This is a genomic window from Microbispora sp. H10836, from assembly GCF_012999525.1.
GTDB lineage: Bacteria > Actinomycetota > Actinomycetes > Streptosporangiales > Streptosporangiaceae > Microbispora.
On record NZ_JABBWU010000001.1, the window covers coordinates 1,007,167 to 1,025,578 of the forward strand.

17 protein-coding genes are annotated in these 18,412 nt (G+C 71.8%); 2 read left to right on the forward strand and 15 right to left on the reverse strand.

The window, feature by feature from the left end:
* Window positions 1–53 precede the first annotated feature (53 nt).
* The 13 genes from dapB to rimP form a co-directional block, all read right to left on the reverse strand.
* Window positions 54–791: a 4-hydroxy-tetrahydrodipicolinate reductase gene (gene dapB / locus HHX30_RS04545; RefSeq protein WP_182909168.1), complete on the reverse strand. Its 738-nt coding sequence runs from the start codon at window positions 789–791 to the stop codon at window positions 54–56.
* A gap of 210 nt (window positions 792–1,001) precedes the next feature.
* Window positions 1,002–2,312, reverse strand: coding sequence for a pitrilysin family protein (locus HHX30_RS04550; RefSeq protein WP_169979581.1), 1,311 nt, complete (start codon window positions 2,310–2,312; stop codon window positions 1,002–1,004).
* On the reverse strand, window positions 2,309–4,633 hold the full coding sequence (locus HHX30_RS04555) for a polyribonucleotide nucleotidyltransferase (RefSeq protein ID WP_169979583.1): 2,325 nt from the start codon (window positions 4,631–4,633) through the stop codon (window positions 2,309–2,311). The genes HHX30_RS04550 and HHX30_RS04555 overlap by 4 nt, the downstream gene beginning before the upstream one ends.
* 282 nt (window positions 4,634–4,915) lie before the next feature.
* The gene (rpsO, locus tag HHX30_RS04560) at window positions 4,916–5,185 is read right to left on the reverse strand and encodes a 30S ribosomal protein S15 (protein WP_030510715.1); all 270 of its coding nucleotides are present in this window, start codon (window positions 5,183–5,185) and stop codon (window positions 4,916–4,918) included.
* Window positions 5,186–5,351: 166 nt separating this feature from the next.
* Window positions 5,352–6,296: a bifunctional riboflavin kinase/FAD synthetase gene (locus HHX30_RS04565; protein WP_169979585.1), complete on the reverse strand. Its 945-nt coding sequence runs from the start codon at window positions 6,294–6,296 to the stop codon at window positions 5,352–5,354.
* Between the two features lie 138 nt (window positions 6,297–6,434).
* On the reverse strand, window positions 6,435–7,349 hold the full coding sequence (truB, locus tag HHX30_RS04570; RefSeq protein ID WP_169979586.1) for a tRNA pseudouridine(55) synthase TruB: 915 nt from the start codon (window positions 7,347–7,349) through the stop codon (window positions 6,435–6,437).
* Window positions 7,346–8,365 (reverse strand): bifunctional oligoribonuclease/PAP phosphatase NrnA, encoded by a 1,020-nt coding sequence (locus HHX30_RS04575; RefSeq protein ID WP_311922077.1) that lies wholly within the window; start codon window positions 8,363–8,365, stop codon window positions 7,346–7,348. Before HHX30_RS04575 ends, truB begins: the two co-directional genes overlap by 4 nt.
* Window positions 8,362–8,850 (reverse strand): 30S ribosome-binding factor RbfA, encoded by a 489-nt coding sequence (gene rbfA / locus HHX30_RS04580; protein ID WP_169979588.1) that lies wholly within the window; start codon window positions 8,848–8,850, stop codon window positions 8,362–8,364. The genes HHX30_RS04575 and rbfA overlap by 4 nt, the downstream gene beginning before the upstream one ends.
* Before the next feature lie 47 nt (window positions 8,851–8,897).
* The gene (locus HHX30_RS04585) at window positions 8,898–9,197 is read right to left on the reverse strand and encodes a DUF503 domain-containing protein (protein WP_169979590.1); all 300 of its coding nucleotides are present in this window, start codon (window positions 9,195–9,197) and stop codon (window positions 8,898–8,900) included.
* A 68-nt stretch (window positions 9,198–9,265) separates the two neighbouring features.
* Window positions 9,266–12,376: a translation initiation factor IF-2 gene (gene infB / locus HHX30_RS04590; RefSeq protein ID WP_169979592.1), complete on the reverse strand. Its 3,111-nt coding sequence runs from the start codon at window positions 12,374–12,376 to the stop codon at window positions 9,266–9,268.
* A gap of 187 nt (window positions 12,377–12,563) precedes the next feature.
* Entirely contained in the window at window positions 12,564–12,866 is a 303-nt protein-coding gene (locus HHX30_RS04595; protein ID WP_169979594.1) for a YlxR family protein, read from the reverse strand.
* Window positions 12,850–13,839 (reverse strand): transcription termination factor NusA, encoded by a 990-nt coding sequence (nusA, locus tag HHX30_RS04600; protein ID WP_211591473.1) that lies wholly within the window; start codon window positions 13,837–13,839, stop codon window positions 12,850–12,852. Before nusA ends, HHX30_RS04595 begins: the two co-directional genes overlap by 17 nt.
* Before the next feature lie 22 nt (window positions 13,840–13,861).
* The gene (rimP, locus tag HHX30_RS04605; RefSeq protein ID WP_169979598.1) at window positions 13,862–14,389 is read right to left on the reverse strand and encodes a ribosome maturation factor RimP; all 528 of its coding nucleotides are present in this window, start codon (window positions 14,387–14,389) and stop codon (window positions 13,862–13,864) included.
* A gap of 175 nt (window positions 14,390–14,564) precedes the next feature.
* Between rimP and HHX30_RS04610 the strand changes: the two genes are divergently transcribed.
* Both HHX30_RS04610 and HHX30_RS04615 read left to right on the forward strand, forming a co-directional pair.
* Window positions 14,565–15,095, forward strand: a complete 531-nt coding sequence (locus HHX30_RS04610; protein WP_169979601.1) for a hypothetical protein — start codon at window positions 14,565–14,567, stop codon at window positions 15,093–15,095.
* Window positions 15,088–15,681: a ferritin-like domain-containing protein gene (locus HHX30_RS04615; RefSeq protein WP_169979603.1), complete on the forward strand. Its 594-nt coding sequence runs from the start codon at window positions 15,088–15,090 to the stop codon at window positions 15,679–15,681. Before HHX30_RS04610 ends, HHX30_RS04615 begins: the two co-directional genes overlap by 8 nt.
* A gap of 96 nt (window positions 15,682–15,777) precedes the next feature.
* Here the strand turns inward: HHX30_RS04615 and HHX30_RS04620 are convergent, their stop codons facing one another.
* Both HHX30_RS04620 and HHX30_RS40505 read right to left on the reverse strand, forming a co-directional pair.
* A complete protein-coding gene (locus tag HHX30_RS04620) occupies window positions 15,778–17,520 on the reverse strand; it encodes a proline--tRNA ligase (protein ID WP_169979605.1) in 1,743 nt (580 codons plus the stop codon).
* A 173-nt stretch (window positions 17,521–17,693) separates the two neighbouring features.
* Window positions 17,694–18,218, reverse strand: a complete 525-nt coding sequence (locus HHX30_RS40505) for a hypothetical protein (RefSeq protein ID WP_211591474.1) — start codon at window positions 18,216–18,218, stop codon at window positions 17,694–17,696.
* Window positions 18,219–18,412: the final 194 nt, after the last annotated feature.

Sequence of the window (18,412 nt, forward strand, 5' to 3'; positions counted from 1 at the left end):
GCCCTCTGACACGGCCCGGGCGGATCGTCCGCCCGGCGCCGGCTGTGGATGGATTACAGGTCGAGGAGGCGTTCCAGACCCAGGGTGAGGCCGTCGAGCTCCGGCACGCGACGTACGCCCAGCAGGACGCCCGGCGTGAACGACGCCCGGCTCATCGTGTCGTGCCGGATCGTGAGGGTCTCCCCCTCACCGCCCAGGATGACCTCCTGATGGGCGATCAGCCCGGCGAGCCGTACGGCGTGCACGTGCACGTCGCCCACCACGGCCCCGCGGGCGCCGTCGAGGGCGGTGGTCGTCGCGTCGGGAGACGGACCGAGCCCCGCCTCATGCCGCGCCCGCGCCACCAGTTCCGCCGTGCGGCGGGCGGTGCCGGAGGGGGCGTCGGCCTTGTGCGGGTGGTGCAGTTCGACGATCTCGACCGACTCGAAGTGCTTGGCCGCCTGCGCCGCGAAGTGCATCATCAGCACGGCGGCGATGCCGAAGTTGGGGGCGATCAGCGCGTTGGTCCCCGGGTTGGCGGCCAGCCAGCCCCGCACGGTCTCCAGCCGTCCGGCGTCGAAGCCCGTCGTGCCCACGACCGTGTGGATCCCGTGGGAGATGCACCACTCGAGGTTGCCCATGACGACGTCGGGGTGGGTGAAGTCCACCACCACCTCGGCGCCGGTCAGCGCGTCGAGCGGGTCGTCCTTGTCGACCTCCGCCACGAGCTCCAGGTCGTCGGCCGCCTCGACGGCCTTGCACACTTCCACACCCACGCGCCCTCGGGCGCCAAGAACACCGACCTTAATCACGCGCCCAAGGCTATACGTGCCGGCGGGAGCCGGGACGGCGAGGAGCGGCACGACGCGCCCGTGCCCGCGACGGCGGGAGGCGCCGCCGCGGCGAAAGCCGTACCGGGCGGGCGCGGGGCCGGGCCGCGATGAGCGGGCGGCCCGCATGTCGCGGGGACGAAAGAGGCCGCGCGACGCGCGACGGCGCGGGCGCGGCCTCCAACGGCACGGTCAGGCGATGGCGAAGCCGAAGTCCTTGTCGGAATAAGGCCCGATCACCGCGAGCGTCAGCGGCCGGTTGAGGATGTCCTCGGCAACCGCGGCGATCTCTTCGGGGGTGACCCCCTCGATCCGCGCGAGCACCTCGTCGACCGTCATGAGGCGCTCGTACACGAGCTCGCTCTTGCCGATCCTGGACATGCGCGATCCGGTGTCCTCCAGGCCGAGCACCAGTCCGCCGCGCATCTGGCCCTTGCCGCGGGCGATCTCCTCGGCGCTGATCCCCTCGGCGACGACCCTGGCCACCTCGTCGCGGCAGATCTTGAGCACGTCGTCCACCTTGCCGGGCAGGCAGCCCACGTAGATGCCGAACTGCCCGGTGTCGGCGTACTGGGAGGTGTAGCTGTAGGCGCTGTAGGCCAGACCGCGCTTCTCCCGGATCTCCTGGAACAGCCGCGACGACATGCCGCCGCCGAGCGCCGCGTTCAGGACGCCGAGGGCGAAGCGCCGGTCGTCGTTGCGGTGGACGGCGGTCATGCCGAGCACCAGGTTGGCCTGTTCGGTGGGCCGGTCGAGCACCCGGACGCCGCTGCGGACGTCCACGCCGGGACCGCCGAGGCGCGGGGCCGCGGGCTCGACGGAGCCGCCGAGGGCGCCCGCCCGCTCGTACGCCGCCGCGACCAGCGCGACCACCCGCTCATGGTCGACGTTGCCCGCCACCGACACGACCGTGCGGGGCGGGACGTAGAACCGCTGGTAGTACTCGCGGATGCGGTCACGGGTGAGCGCGTTGATCGACTCCTCGTTGCCGAGGATCGGGCGGCCCACCGGCGTGTCGCCGTAGAGCTCGGCGGAGAACTGCTCGTGCACCACGTCCGAGGGATCGTCGTCGTGCATGGCGATCTCCTCCAGGATCACGCCGCGCTCCGACTCCACGTCCTCCTCGGTGATGAGCGAGGAGGTCACCACGTCGGCGAGCACGTCGATCGCCAGCGGCAGGTCCTCGTCGAGCACCCGGGCGTAGTAGCAGGTGTACTCCTTGGCGGTGAACGCGTTGATCTCACCGCCGATGCCCTCGATGGACGCCGAGATCTCCATGGCGTCACGCGTGGGCGTGCCCTTGAAAAGCAGGTGCTCCAGGAAGTGGGTGGCCCCCGTGTGCTCGGGGGCCTCGTCACGCGAGCCGATGCCCACCCACAGGCCGACCGCCACGCTTCGCACGGTCGGCATCGTCTCGGTCACGACCCGCAGGCCGCCGGGGAGGACGGTGCGGCGGATGACCCCCGCACCGTCCTTGCCCGGGAACAGCGTCTCGGTCGTCACGAGTTGCGCTCGTCACGTCCGCCACGGGTGCGGCTGCGGCTGCGGCGCGGCGTCCGCGGCTGGTCCTCCTCCTCCGCCGGAGCGGCGGCGGCCTCGGCCGGAGCGGGCGCGGCCTCACCGTTCTCGGCCGCGGCGTCCTTCTCGGCGGCCTCCTTCTCGACCACCTCGACCGGGACCAGCGAAAGCTTGCCGCGCGAGTCGATCTCGGCGATCTCCACCTGGATCTTCTCGCCGACGTTCATGACGTCCTCGACGTTCTCGATCCGCCGGCCGCCGTGCAGCTTGCGGATCTGCGAGACGTGCAGCAGGCCGTCCTTGCCCGGCAGCAGCGAGACGAACGCGCCGAAGGCGGCGATCTTGACGACCGTGCCCAGGTAACGCTCGCCGACCTCCGGCATGTGCGGGTTCGCGATGCCGTTGATCAGCGTACGGGCGGCCTCGGCGGACGGGCCGTCGGTGGCGCCGATGTAGATCGTGCCGTCGTCCTCGATGGTGATCTCGGCGCCCGTGTCGTCCTGGATCTGGTTGATCATCTTGCCCTTGGGGCCGATGACCTCGCCGATCTTGTCGACCGGGACCTTGATCGTGATGATGCGCGGCGCGGTCGGGTTCATCTCCGCCGGGGCGTTGATGGCCTCCTGCATCACGTCGAGGATCGCCAGCCGGGCGCCCCTCGCCTGCTTCAGGGCCGCGGCGAGCACGTGGGCCGGGATGCCGTCCAGCTTGGTGTCGAGCTGGAGCGCGGTGATCAGGTCCTTCGTGCCGGCGACCTTGAAGTCCATGTCGCCCATGGCGTCCTCGGCGCCGAGGATGTCGGTCAGCGTGACGTAGGCGTCACCCTCGCCGATGAGGCCCATCGCGATGCCGGCGACCATCTGCTTGAGCGGCACGCCCGCGTCGAGCAGGGCCATCGTGGAGGCGCAGACCGACCCCATGGAGGTCGAGCCGTTCGACCCGACCGCCTCCGACACCTGCCGGATGGCGTACGGGAACTCCTCGCGCGACGGCAGCACGGGGATCAGCGCCCGCTCGGCCAGCGCGCCGTGGCCGATCTCGCGGCGCTTCGGCGAGCCGACGCGGCCCGTCTCGCCCGTGGAGTACGGCGGGAAGTTGTAGTTGTGCATGTAGCGCTTGGTCCGCTCGGGATTGAGCGTGTCGATCATCTGCTCCATGCGCAGCATGTTCAGCGTCGTGATGCCGAGGATCTGCGTCTCGCCCCGCTCGAACAGGGCCGACCCGTGCACCCGCGGCACCACGTGGACCTCGGCGTTGAGCTGCCGGATGTCCTTCGGGCCGCGGCCGTCGATGCGGACGCCCTCGCTGATGACGCGCTCGCGCATCAGCTTCTTGGTGAGCGACCGGAACGCGGCGCCGATCTCCTTCTCGCGGCCCTCGAAGTCCGGCAGCAGCTTCTCCGCCGCCAGCATCTTGACGCGGTCGATCTCCAGCTCGCGCTCCTGCTTGCCCGCGATCGTCAGGGCCGAGGCGAGCTCGCTCTTGACGGCGGCGGTGACGGCCTCCAGGGCGTCGTCCTGGTAGTCGAGGAAGATCGGGTACTCGGCGGTCGGCTTGGCGGCGACCTCGGCCAGCTTCGACTGGGCCTCGCAGAGCACCTTGATGAACGGCTTGGCGGCATCCAGACCCTGGGCCACGGCCTCCTCGGTCGGGGCCACCGCGCCCTCGGCGACCAGCTTGAGCGTGTCGCGGGTCGACTCGGCCTCGACCATCATGATCGCGACGTCGCCGTCGGCCAGGACGCGCCCGGCGACGACCATGTCGAACGTGGCGCGCTCGAGCTCGGTGTGGGTCGGGAACGCCACCCACTGGCCGTCGATCAGCGCGACGCGGACGCCGCCGATCGGGCCGGAGAACGGCAGCCCGGCGAGCTGCGTGGACATGCTCGCGGCGTTGATCGCGATCACGTCGTACAGGTGCTCGGGGTGCAGGGCCATGACCGTCGCGACGATCTGGATCTCGTTGCGCAGGCCCTTCACGAACGACGGGCGCAGCGGCCGGTCGATGAGGCGGCAGGTGAGGATCGCGTCCTCGGACGGCCTGCCCTCCCGGCGGAAGAACGAGCCGGGGATGCGGCCGGCCGCGTACATCCGCTCCTCGACGTCGACCGTGAGCGGGAAGAAGTCCAGGTTCTCCTTGGGATGCTTGGACGCGGTGGTCGCGGACAGGATCATCGTCTCGTCGTCCAGGTACGCGACGGCGCTTCCCGCCGCCTGCCGGGCGAGCCGCCCGGTCTCGAACCTGATCGTGCGCGTGCCGAAGGGACCGTTGTCGATAACGGCCTCTGTGCTGTGGACACCCTCCACGGGGGACCTCCTCTTGGGATCGGTCTCCCGCGTCCTCGGTCGCCGGGCTCCCCGTTCAGGTGCAGTGCCGGTCTTCGATCGAAGCGCCCGGTCCGTACAAACGGCTGTCGCCGTGCCGACCGGGGGCCACTACCGAGGACCGGCCCTCTCACGCCGCGGGATCGCGCTGCGGCTTGCTTGCGGACGCGGGGCAGTTGGTCTCGGCTATTCAGTTGTCTCGCTCAGGCCATTGTGGCCCGTTATGGAAAAGGAGCGGCGAAGAATCGCCGCTCCTTCCTCACCTTATCGGCGAAGGCCCAGCCGCTCAATGAGGGAGCGGTAGCGGGTGATGTCCTTGGCCTGCAGGTACTTCAGCAGCCGGCGACGGCGACCCACCAGCAGGAGCAGACCACGACGGCTGTGGTGGTCGTGCTTGTGCGTCTTCAGGTGCTCGGTGAGGTCGCTGATCCGCTTGCTCAGAAGCGCGATCTGGACCTCCGGCGACCCGGTGTCACCCTCGCTGGTGCCGTACTCGCCGATGATGGACTTGGTGGTAGCGGCGTCAAGCGACACTGCTTCTCCGTTCTGGTGAAATGGCACGCGCAACGGTTCCCAGCCCGCGAACGACCGTGCGTGCCTACAGTCGCCGTGACAGGACAGCCGGGTGGCTTACGCCACCTGAACATGGCTGACATACAACCCTACCAGCCCGTAGGACACACCGCGTCACGCCGGCCCTTCAGGACGTGAGCTCCCGCGCCCGGGCCACGTCGGCGTGCATCTGCTCGATCAGCGCCTCGATCGAGTCGAACCTGAGCGTGTCGCGCAGCCGCTCGCCGAAGTCCACCGCCACGTGCGCGCCGTACAGGTCCAGGTCGTCGCGGTCCAGCGCGTACGCCTCGACCGTGCGCTCCACTCCGTCGAACGTGGGGTTGGTCCCGATCGAGATCGCGGCCGGCCAGCGCTCCCCCTCGTACGGCGAGGGGCTCTGCACGCACTGCAGCCATCCGGCGTAGACGCCCTCGGCGGGGATGGCCGTGTGCTGCGGCGACTCGACGTTCGCGGTGGGGAAGCCGAGCGCCCGGCCGCGCTGGTGACCGCGGACCACCACGCCCTCCACCCGGTGGGGGCGGTCCAGCAGGGCGGCCGCGCCCGCGACGTCGCCGGCGGCCAGCCGCTCCCGGATCAACGTGGAGGAGATGGCGTCGCCGTCGCTGACCAGAGGCACGCCCTCGGCCGTGAAGTCGTACTTCTCCCCCAGCGTCCGCAGCGTCTCCAGATCGCCCGACGCCTTGTGGCCGAAGCGGAAGTTCTCCCCCACCACGACCCCCGCGGCGTGCAGCCGGTCGACCAGAGCCGTCTGGACGAACTCGTCCGGCGACATCCGGGAGAACTCCAGCGTGAACGGCAGCACGCACACCGCGTCCACGCCGAGCGTGAAGAGCAGCTCGGCCCGGCGGGTGGTCGTGGTGAGCCGCGGCGGATGACTCCCGGGCCGTACGACCTCGTCGGGGTGCGGGTCGAACGTGACGGCCACGGCCGGCAGCCCCAGATCGCGGGCCATGTCCACCGCGCGGGCCACCATCCGCTGGTGACCGAGATGCACGCCGTCGAACACGCCGATCGTGACGACGGACCTGCCCCAGTCCTGTGGGACCTCGTCCAGCCCGTGCCAGCTCTGCACCTCGACCTCGCTTCTGTGTTCATCTGCCGCGCCTCCGGCAAGGCGCCTGAGCCGCCTCGCGTGGGAAGCGCAGTAGACAAGACTGCCATGCCCCAGGGGGTGCCGGGGAACCAGGGTGCCGGGGAACCAGCCCCGGCGTCAGGAGGCGAAGACCACCAGGGGCCGGGCCGTACCGCCGCGCTCCTCGGCGAGCGCGAGCAGCGCTCCGTCCGGCCCGAAAACGCCGATCGGACCCGGCCCGAGGCCCGCCGCGCGCAGCCTGCCACCGTGCGCGACCAGCCGCGCCTCCTCCTCGCCCACGTCCCTGCGGGGGAAGGCCGCCGCCACCGCGTCGGCCATGGGCATGATCACACACTCCCGGGCGAGGTCCTCGATCGTGCGGGCCGCCTCGATGCCGTACGGCCCGACCCGGGTGCGGCGCAGCCGGGTGAGGTGGCCGCCGACGCCGAGCGACGCGCCGAGGTCGCGGGCCAGCGCCCGGATGTAGGTGCCGCTGGAGCAGGTGATCACGGCGTCCAGGTCCACCGTCTCCGGGGTCCGCCTGATCTCCCCGACCTCGAACGCGTGGATCGTGACCGGCCGGGCGGCCAGCGCCACCTCCTCGCCGGCGCGGGCCAGCTTGTAGGCCCGCTGTCCGTCCACCTTGATGGCGCTCACCTGCGGCGGAACCTGCATGATCTCACCGGTGAGCGCGGCGACGCCCTTGCGCACCTGCTCGTCGGTCACGTGCCCGGCCGGGGTGGTGGCGACCACCTCGCCCTCGGCGTCGTCGGTGTTCGTCGTCACGCCGAGGCGGATCGTCGCCTCGTAGACCTTCTCGGTCAGCGCGAGGTGCCCGAGGAGTCGGGTCGCCTTCTCCACCCCGATCACCAGCACGCCGGTGGCCATCGGGTCGAGCGTGCCCGCGTGGCCGACCTTGCGGGTGCCCGCGACGCCGCGCATCTTGCCCACCACGTCGTGCGACGTCCAGTCGGACGGCTTGTCCACGATGATCAGGCCACTCGGCGGAGGAGTTCTTCTGGGCTGTGTCCTTCTTGGCTGGGCCGGGCTCACGGCCGGCTCCCTTCCGGGGTGAGGTGGGAACGCAGGGCGGCCATCGTGTCCGCCACCGGCAGCGCCGAGGAGAACCCGGCGGCACGCGGGTGGCCGCCGCCGCCGAGCGCGGCGCAGGCCCGCGCCACGTCCACCGCGCCCTTCGACCGGGTCGAGACGTTCCAGCCGCCCTCGTCGTCCTCCTTGAGGACGACCGCGACCTCCGCCTCGTCGACCCGGCGCACGACGTCGATCATGCCTTCCACCTCGTCGTACGGCAGGCCCTCCGCGGCGCGGTCGGCGCGGCTCACGTAGGTCCACACCAGCCCCAGGCCGCCCGCGGCGTCCGGCTCCAGAGCGGCCCGCCCGAGCGCGGTGCCGAGCACCCGCAGGTACGCGAACGGCGAGCGGTCCCACAGCTCCCTGGCGATCTCCTCCGGGCGCAGTCCCGTGGCCAGCAACCGGCCGGCCATGGCGTGGGCGGCCGGAGTGGTGATGGAGTGCCGGAAGGAGCCGGTGTCGGTCGCCAGGCCCGCGTACAGGCAGGTGGCGACCTCTCGGTCCACCGTGAGCCCGAGCCGGCGGATGAGCTCCTCGACGATCATCGTGGTCGAGGCCGCCGTGGGATCCACGAGGTGGACCGTCCCGAAGCGGGTGTTCGACACGTGGTGGTCGATCACGACGAGTTCGCCGGCCTTGCCCGCGTGGGGCGCGAGCAGGCCCAGCCGCTCCATCGTGGAGGCGTCGAAGGTGACCATCAGGTCGGGCTCGGCGGGGTAGGCCGACGGCTCCACCAGCAGCCGCTGCCCGGGCAGGAACCGCAGCAGCCGGGGCACCGCGAAGACCCGGTCGCCGAATGACGCCACGACCTGTCTCCCGGTACGCGCGAGCGCCAGCCCCAGGCCGAGCATCGAGCCGAGTGCGTCCCCGTCCGGGGACACGTGGCAGGCCAGGGCCAGGGAGCCGGCGGCGTCGATCAGATCGGCCGCCCGCCGCCAGTCCGTCTCGCCGATCGCCGTCTCGTCGATCGCGGTCACCGCGCGGGGCGTCCCGCCCGGCCGGAGGACTCGTCCTCGCCCTCCTCCTCGGCCGCCTCGGCGTCGAGGTCCTCCTCGAAGCGGTAGGGGTCGGCGTCCCCGGCGAAGTTCGCGCCCTCCGCCTGGCGGGCGATCTCGGCGTCCTTGGCCTTGGCGAGCGCGAACAGGTCGTCCATGTGACGAGCGTTGTCGGGGAGGGGGTCGTGCACGAACGTGAGGCCGGGGGTGTGCCGCAGGCCGGTCTGCCGGCCGACCTCGGACCGGATGATGCCCTTGGCGCTCTCCAGGGCGGCGGCCGTGTCGGCCCGCTCCGCCTCGGAGCCGAACACCGTGTAGTAGACGGTCGCGTCGCTCAGGTCAGCGGTGACCTTGGCGTCGGTCACCGTCACGAACCCCAGCCGCGGATCCTTGATCCGCCGCTCCAGCATCTCCGCGACCACCTGCTGGATGCGGTCGGCCAGTTTTCTGGCACGCGCTGCGTCCATGCTCACGCTCCCTCGTATCTGTACGGCTGACGCGCGGGCCGGGCCGTCTATTCCTCGTGGTCGTTGAAGAGCCGCCGCCGCGCGGACAGCAACTCGATCTCGGGATGGTAGGCGACCAGGCGTTCGCAGGCGTCCAGCACCTCGTCGCAGTTGGCCGCGGACGCCGACACGACGGCCACGCCGATCTCGGCGCGCCGGTGCAGGTCGAGGTGGCCCGCCTCCGCGACGGCGACGGCGGGGTACTTGCGCTGGATCTCGGCGATGAGCGGCCGGACCAGCGAGCGCTTCTGCTTCAGCGAATGGACGTCGCCCAGCAGGATGTCCAGAGTAAGAGCACCGATGAACATGGGTTCTCACCACGTCCCGAACGCCCGGCCGCCGCCCCCGCGCGTGGCGGGGGCGGCGGCACGGTGCGTCAGACGCGCGGCTTCTCCTGCATCTCGAACGTCTCGATGACGTCGTCGAGCTTGATGTCGTTGTAGCCGACACCGATACCGCACTCGAAGCCCTCGCGGACCTCGGTCGCGTCGTCCTTGAAGCGGCGCAGCGACGAGACGGTGAGGTTGTCGGCCACCACGACGCCGTCGCGGATGAGCCGGGCCTTGCTGTTGCGGGTGATCACGCCCGAGCGGACGATCGAACCGGCGACGTTGCCGATCTTCGGGACCTTGAAGACCTCGCGGATCTCCGCGGTGCCGGTCCTGACCTCCTCGAACTCCGGCTTGAGCATGCCCTTGAGGGCCGCTTCGATCTCCTCGATCGCCTGGTAGATGACCGAGTAGTAGCGGATGTCCACGCCCTCGCGCTCGGCCAGGTCCCGCGCCCGCACCTCGGGCCGGACGTTGAAGCCGATGATGACGGCGTTGTCGTCGCCCATCGCCAGGTTGACGTCGTGCTCGGTGATGGCGCCGACCGCGCGGTGGAGCACCCGCAGGCGCACCTCGTCGCCGACGTCGATCTTGAGCAGCGCGTCCTCCAGGGCCTCGACGGAACCGGAGACGTCACCCTTGATGATGAGCTTGAGCTCGTCGACCTGACCCTTCTCGAGGTCCTTGAACAGCTCCTCGAGAGTGCGGCGGCGGCCGGACTTCGCCATGTCGGCGATCCGCTGCCTGGCCGCCCGCTGCTGGGCGATCTGGCGGGCCATCCGGTCGTCGGTGACGACGATGAAGTTGTCACCGGCGCGCGGGACGGCCGTCAGACCGAGGACCAGGACCGGACGCGACGGGTCGGCCTCTTCGACCGTCTCGCCGTTGTCGTCCAGCATGGCGCGGACGCGGCCGAACGCCTCACCACAGACGATCGAGTCGCCCACCCGGAGCGTGCCGCGCTGCACGAGCACGGTCGCGACCGGGCCGCGGCCCTTGTCGAGGTGCGCCTCGATCGCGAGGCCCTGGGCGTCCATGTCCGGGTTGGCCCGCAGGTCCAGCTCGGCGTCGGCGGTCAGCAGGATGGCCTCGAGCAGGTTGTCGATGCCGATGCCCTGCTTGGCGGAGATGTCGACGAACAGGGTGGAGCCACCGAACTCCTCGGCCACCAGGCCGTACTCGGTGAGCTGGGCCCGCACCTTGGTCGGGTCCGCACCCTCCTTGTCGATCTTGTTGACCGCCACCACGACCGGGACGTTCGCCGCCTGGGCGTGGTTGAGCGCCTCGATGGTCTGCGGCTTCACACCGTCGTCGGCCGCGACCACCAGCACCGCGATGTCGGTGGCCTGCGCACCGCGGGCACGCATGGCGGTGAACGCCTCGTGACCCGGGGTGTCGATGAAGGTGATCTTCCGCTGCTCGCCCTCGTGCGTCGTCGCCACCTGGTAGGCGCCGATGTGCTGGGTGATGCCGCCGGCCTCGCGGGCCACCACGTTGGTGTGGCGGATCGCGTCGAGCGTCTTGGTCTTACCGTGGTCGACGTGACCCATGACGGTCACGACCGGCGGGCGCGGCGCGAGGTCGGCCTCGTCGCCCTCGTCCTCGCCGAACTCGATCTTGAAGGACTCGAGGAGCTCGCGGTCCTCCTCCTCCGGGCTGACGACCTGGACGTCGTAGTCCAGCTCGGCGCCGAGAAGCTGGAGCGTCTCCTCGCTGACCGACTGGGTCGCGGTCACCATCTCGCCGAGGTGCAGCATGATCTGCACGAGCGAGGCCGGGTTCGCGCCGATCCTGTCGGCGAAGTCCGACAGGGACGCGCCCCGCGGCAGGCGGATCGTCTGCCCGCCGCCACGCGTGACCTGCACGCCGCCGATCGCCGGGGCCTGCATGTTGTCGAACTCCTGGCGCCTCTGGCGCTTGGACTTGCGGCCACGGGTCGGACGGCCTCCGGGACGCCCGAACGCGCCCGCCGTGCCGCCACCGCGGCCACGGCCGCCACCGCCACCCGGACGGCCGGCGAAGCCGCCGCCGCCACCGCCCGGACCGCCGCCGGGACCACCGGGGCGACCGGCACCCGTGGCGCCGCCGGGACGCGGACCGCCGAAGCCCCCACCGGGACGACCGCCGCCGCCACCCGGACGACCGCCACCGCCACCGGGACCACCGGGACGGCCACCGCCGCCACCGGGACCACCGGGACGGCCACCGCCGCCCGGCGCCGCCGGACGGCCCTGCGGCATCATCATCGGGTTCGGACGCGGACCGCCGGGACGCGGGCCACCGGCGCCGGGGCCGGGGCGCGGACCGCCCATGCCCGGTCCGGGACGCGGGCCACCGGGCCCGGGACGCGGGCCGCCGGCGCCCGGAGCGCCGGAACGCGCGGCCGGCGGACGCGGCATGGCGCCGTCGCGGCCGCCGTCACGGCGCGGCTCGCGCGGACCACCGTCCGTACGCTCGGGACGGTCGCCGCGGTCGGGACGACCGCCGTCGCGGCCGCCGGGACGCGCGGGCCGCTGGCCCATGCCGCTGGCGTTCGAGGAGAACGGGTTGTTGCCCGGACGCGGACCGCGCGGGCCCGGCTTGGGCCCGCCGGGGCGCGGAGCGCCGCCGGTGGGCGCACCGGGACCGGCGGGTGCGCCGCCCGGGCGCGGGGCCGGGGCCGGCCTGGGGCCGGGCTTCGGCGCACCGGCACCGGGGGCACCCGGCCTGGGGCCCGCGGCCGCTGGACGCGGGGCCTCCGCACGCGGGGCCTCCGCACGCGGCGCCTGCGGACGGGCGGCCTCGGGGCGCGCCGCGTCCGGCTGGGACACCGGCGCGTGAGGCATCGGAACCGGACGCGGAGCGGGCCGCGGACCGGGCTTCGGGCCCGGCTTGGCCACCGCGCCGGTGGACTGGGAAACGGGCGCCTGCGGGGCGCCCCCGTTGGCCTGGCTCTCAGCCGGCCTCGGCGCAGGCTTCGGCTGCGCCGGACGGGCGGGCCTACCCCCGCCCTTGGAGGCGTCACCCTTGAACGCCTCGGTCAATTTGCGGACGACCGGCGCCTCGATAGTTGAGGACGCCGACCTCACGAACTCGCCCATTTCGGTGAGCTTGGCCATGACGACCTTGCTCTCGACTCCGAACTCCTTGGCGAGCTCGTATACGCGGACCTTCGCCACTGCACTCCCTAACTCGGCCCGGGAGGCTTGCAGTGCCGCCGGACCGTCGCTACCTGAACGTACTCATCGCCGCGTGCTCATCAGGCGCTCATAGCAATCTGACTCCGCCCATCAACTCGGCGTCCTACATGACAATTTCGTCGTGCCCTGGCTCCCGGAGCCGATACCGAGGGCCAGCGGTAACCATTCACCCGGACCGCCCCGGCGTCAACCCCTCCACGTGAGCCCGCAAGAGCGACGTGTCAAGCGGCCCCTCCACGCGGAACGCGCGAGGGAACGCCCGGCGACGCTCGGCGAGCTCCAGACAGCGCGGGGACGGGTGCAGCGACGCACCGCGTCCCGGAAGCCGTCCTGTCGTGTCGGGGACGATCACGCCCTCGGCCACGACCAGGCGGAGCAACTCGGACTTTACCGTGCGAACCCGGCAGCCCACACACGTTCTCAGTGGGGCTGCCCGGTAACCATATTCCAGCTTACCTCGCCGACGCATCAGCGGGATCAGCAGGTGCCTGCTCGGTGTCCGGCCGGATGTCGATCCGCCAGCCCGTCAGACGGTTGGCGAGGCGGGCGTTCTGCCCTTCCTTGCCGATCGCCAGGGACAACTGGTAGTCGGGCACGATCACCCGCGCGGTGCGGCTGTCGGCGTCGACCACCTCGACACGGGAAACGCGCGCGGGCGACAGGGCATTCCCGACGAACTCGGCCGGATCCTCCGACCAGTCGATGATGTCAATCTTCTCGCCGTGCAGCTCCGTCATGACGTTGCGCACGCGCGAGCCCATCGGGCCGATGCAGGCGCCCTTGGCGTTGACGCCGGGCTTGCGCGACCTCACCGCGATCTTGGTGCGGTGGCCGGCCTCGCGCGCGATGGCCGCGATCTCCACCGTGCCGTCGGCGATCTCCGGAACCTCCAGCGCGAAGAGCTTCTTCACGAGGTTGGGATGAGTGCGCGACAGCGTGACCGACGGGCCCTTGGGCCCCTTCTTCACCTGCACGACGTAGCAGCGGATGCGCTCGCCGTGCGCGTACTCCTCGCCCGGGACCTGCTCGTTGTGCGGCAGGATCGCCTCGATCTTGCCGAGGTCGACCAGCACCACCCGCGGGTCCTTGCCCTGCTGGATGACGCCCGCGACCAGCTCGCCCTCGCGGCTGGCGAACTCACCGAAGTTGATCTCGTCCTCGGCGTCGCGCAGCTGCTGGAGGATCACCTGCTTGGCCGTCGTGGCGGCGATCCGGCTGAAGTTGGACGGGGTGTCGTCGTACTCCCGCACGACGTCGCCGTTCTCGTCCAGCTCGGCCGCCCAGATGATCACGTGGCCCGTGTCGCGGTCCAGCTCGGCGCGCGCCTTCTGCGCCGCGCCCTCCGTCCGGAAGTACGCGATGAGCAACGCGTCCTCGATCGCCTTGACGACCAGGTCGAAGGAGATGTCCTTCTCCCGCTCCAGGCTGCGCAGGACGCTCATGTCAATGTCCACAAGGCTCCCCCTAGCCCTCGTCGTCGGCGTCGTCGATGTCTTCGTCGACATCGAGGTCCTCATCAAGTTCGTCGTCGAGCCCGGCGTCTCGCCGGTTGAACTCGACCTGCACCCGGCCACGCACCAGCTCGCCGTACGCGAGGCGGCGCGTGCCGTCCAGCTCCACACCGGTCTCGTCGGCCTCGGTCACACGGCCCTCCGCGGCGGTGCCGTCACGCAGCTCCGCCTTCACCAGCCGCCCGCGCGCCCGGCGCCAGTGACGCGGCTCGGTCAGCGGCCTGTCGACGCCGGGAGAGGTGACCTCGAGGACGTACGGGCTGCCGCCGAGGACGTCCACCTCGTCCAGCCGCTTGGAGACCGACTGACTCACGTCGGCCACGTCGTCCAGGCTCACGCCGCCGTCCCGGTCCACCACGACGCGCACCAGCCGCCGGCGACCCGCCGGTGTGACCGTCACGTCCTCCAGGTCGAAGCCCTCGGCGGCGACCACCGGGCCGAGCAGTTCAACCAGGCGGCCGCTTCGAGCGTCGCTGCCCATGCCGACCTCCCTATGACCGTGTGGCTGTGACCGTGTGCCTAGCCCGATGTGCCAACAGCCTATCGACACCGGGAGGTGGAAACAGCGCCACACCCGAGCGGCGCTCCGACACGTGCACGATCATCGTGGTCACGGGGCGATGACCACTGGGCGGCGCGCCGTACGATGCTGTGTCGTGAGACACAGCGGCGGGGCACGGGTGACGAGACGCGTGTTGCTGGGCTCCGCCGCCGCGGCCGGTCTGGCCGCGGTCGGCTGCTCCTCGGGCCCGCGGCGACCGGCCGCGCCGGCGTCGCCGGACCCGCAGGCCGTGCTGCTCACCTCGCTGATCGCCGGCAAGGAGCAGCTGGTGTCGTTGTACGGGCGCGCGACCGCCGCCCTGCCGGACCGGGCCGCGGCGCTGGAGCCGTTCCGTCAGCGTCACGTGGCCCATCTGCAGGCCCTGCGCGTGCTCCTGCCCGCCGCGAACGGCACGGGAACGTTCCCCGCGAGCCCCGCGCCCCCGTCCCCGCCCTCGTCCTCCGCGTCGCCGGCGGAAGGGCGGTCGGCGGTCTCGGTGCAAGCGCTCAGGGACGCCGAGCGGCGCGCCGCGTCGGCGCGCCCGGCGCAGATGGCCGCGGCCGCCCCCGCTCTCTCCCAGCTCCTGGCGAGCATCGGGGCGTGCGAGGCCGTCCACGTCGTCGCCCTGGGGAGGGTGCGTGACTGAGAGCCCGACCGGGCCCACCGGGTCGCCGGCCGACGACGTGCTCGGCCGTGTCCTGTCCGCCGAGCACGCCGCCGTGTTCGCGTACGGAGTGATCGGCGGGAAGACGAGCGGTGCGCTGCTCAGGCGCGCCATGGCGGGGTTCGACGCCCACCGGGCGCGGCGCGACCAGCTTCGCGCGTTCATCACCGAGCGGGGCGGCACGCCCGCTGAGCCGGGCCCGACCTACCGCCTGCCCTTCGAGGTGCGCAAACCGGCCGACGCGGTGCGCCTGGCGGTGCTGGTGGAGCAGCGGATGATCACCGCCTACCTGGAGCTGGCCGCCGACCCCGACCCCGGCCTGCGGCGGATCGCGGCGCTGACCGCGCAGGAGTGCGCGACCCGGGCGTACGGCTGGCAGCCGAAGATCGGTGACCCGTTTCCGGGCATGGGCCGGGACGGCGCCGACTTCGACGCCGCCATCCCCACTCAGGAAGCCGAATCCTCCGCGCCGGACTCCCCCGTCGTGGACAGCTCCGAATCCGACGTCTCCGCGGAGACGTCCGGTCAGGAGGCCCAGCCGGAGCCGTCCGCGCCCGACGGCCAGTAGGCGGCGCGGGTCACGACCCCGCGTTCAGCGAAAAGGGCAGCGCCGCCGCCCCGCGTAAGTCATGTGCGGGGGACGGCGGCGCCGTGTGTCCGGCGATCAGGCCCGGCAGGCGGTCAGCACCCGCTCGACGGCCTCGTCCAGCGGGATCTCCTCCTTGGTCCCGGTGACCCGGTCGCGCAGCTCGACCACGCCGTTGGCCAGGCCCCGGCCGACGATCAGGACGGTGGGCAGGCCGAGCAGCTCGGAGTCCTTGAACTTGACACCGGGTGACACCCCGGGACGGTCGTCCACGAGCACCCGCAGCCCCCGCGCCTCGAGGGTCTCGGCGAGCGCGCTGGCGACCTCGATCTGGTTCTCCTTGCCGGTGCCGACGATGTGCACGTCGGCGGGCGCCACCTCCCTGGGCCACACCAGGCCCAGCTGGTCGTGGCGCTGCTCGGCGAGCACGGCCACCGCCCGGGAGACGCCGACGCCGTACGAGCCCATCGTGATGCGGATCGGCTTGCCGTCGGGCCCGAGCGCGTCGAGCTGGGCGGCGTCGGCGTACTTGCGGCCGAGCTGGAAGATGTGGCCGATCTCGATGCCCCGGTCGATCGACAGCGGGTGCGCGCAGCGGGGGCAGGAGTCGCCCGCCCGCACCTCGGCGGCCTCGATCGTGCCGTCGGGCTGGAAGTCGCGGCCCGCGACCACGTGCGCGGCGTGCCTGCCCGGCTCGTTGGCGCCCGTCACCCAGGCCGAGCCCTCGACCACGCGCGGATCGACCAGGTAGGTGATCCCCAGGTCCCTGAGCACCTGCGGGCCGATGTAGCCGCGCACCAGGCCGGGGTGACGGGCGAAGTCCTCGGCCTCGAAGATCTCCGGCACGCCGGGCGAGAGCGCCGCCTCCAGGCGCTTGAAGTCGACCTCGCGGTCGCCGGGCACACCGACGATCACCGTCTTGACCTCGTCGGAGCCCGGCGTGCGGACCTTGACGACGAGGTTCTTCAGCGTGTCGGCGGCGGTGATGCCGAGACCGTGGTGCTCGTTGACGTACGAGACGAGCGACTCGATCGTCGGGGTGTCGGGCGTGTCGAGCACCCGCATGGGCGGTTGCGTGGCGGTGACGGCGGGCGGCGCGGGTGTGACGACGGCCTCGGCGTTGGCCGCGTAGCCGCAGTTGTGGCAGGCCACGAAGGTGTCCTCACCGGTCGGGCAGGGGGCGAGGAACTCCTCGGAGGCCGACCCGCCCATGGCGCCCGACATCGCGAAGCAGATCTTGTAGTCGATGCCGAGGCGCTCGAAGATGCGGATGTACGCCTCGCGGTGCATCTCGTAGGACCGCTTGAGACCGTCGTCGTCGAGATCGAAGGAGTAGGAGTCCTTCATGACGAACTCGCGGCCCCGCAGGATGCCCGCGCGGGGCCGGGCCTCGTCGCGGTACTTCGTCTGGATCTGGTACAGGGTGACGGGGTAGTCCTTGTAGGAGGAGTACTCCCCCTTCACCATGTCGGTGAACATCTCCTCGTGGGTCGGCCCCAGGAGGTAGTCGGCGCCCTTGCGGTCCTTCAGCCGGAACAGCGTGTCGCCGTACTCGGTCCAGCGGCCCGTGGGCTCGTAGAAGTCCCTGGGCAGCAGCGCGGGGAAGAGCACCTCCTGCGCGCCCATCCGGTCCATCTCCTCGCGGACGACCCGCGCGACGTTCTCCAGCACGATCTTGCCGAGCGGCAGCCAGGAGTAGATGCCGGGCGCGACCCGGCGAATGTAGCCGGCGCGGACGAGCAGCTTGTGGCTCGGCACTTCCGCGTCCGCCGGATCCTCACGCAGGGTGCGCAGGAACAGGGTCGACATACGCAGCAGCACGGCTACTCCTTGCTCGTGAGAGGTCTCGCCGGCGGCGCCTCCTCGGGGCCCGCGACGCGGAGCTACTCGCGGATCCTCGGAGACGACCTGAGAGACGAGACGAAGACGATGTGCTCTCAAGGCTATCGACTCCGGGGCCCTCACCGCCTCACTTGAACGGCGACCGGTCCGGCTCAGCCGCCGAGCAGTTCCTCCCAGTGCCGGCGCGACCGCCCTCCCGTGCCGACCGGGCCGCCGTCCAGCGCCGCCGACAGCCGCCACAGACCGGCCCTGGTCCGGTGCCGCTCCATGCCGGAGGGGTCGATGGCCCGCAGCACGAAGGTCACGCCCATCACGTTCAGCATCGCCGTCGACGTGGTCGCCGGGCCCGCGGGGGCCGCCGGCACGGTCTCCGGCCCCGGTTCACCCAGTCGCTCCATGAGCAGCGCCGCCACCTCGGCCGCGTACGGGCCGTCGCGCCACTCGATGTGCCAGGACCGGCCGGTGCCCCGCCACCAGGTGAGGTCGCGGCACGCCTCGAGCGTCTCGGCCTCGCCGGACAGGGCGGCCATGACCCGTCCCAGCGCCTCGTACCTGAGCCCGTCCGGGCCGGAGCCGTGCGGCGGCGCGTCGTCGCCGTCGTCCTGACCGTTCTGCGGGCCGTAGACCGTGGCCGGTGAGGCCCCGGGCTCGTCCCGCCCCCCGCGGAGTCCCCTCATGTCAGGGAGGGTGCCACCGCCCGGCCTTCTCGTCCGCGGGTTTCCCCGTCTTTTAGCCCCAGAGCCCACGGGCATCACTTTGATCGCGGCCGCCGCTCCCCCGCAACCCCGCGAATCATCACAACACGGATCCGCATGGGGTGCACGGCATGGCGTACCACTGGCAGGGCGTGCTGGCGATGATAAAGAATCAC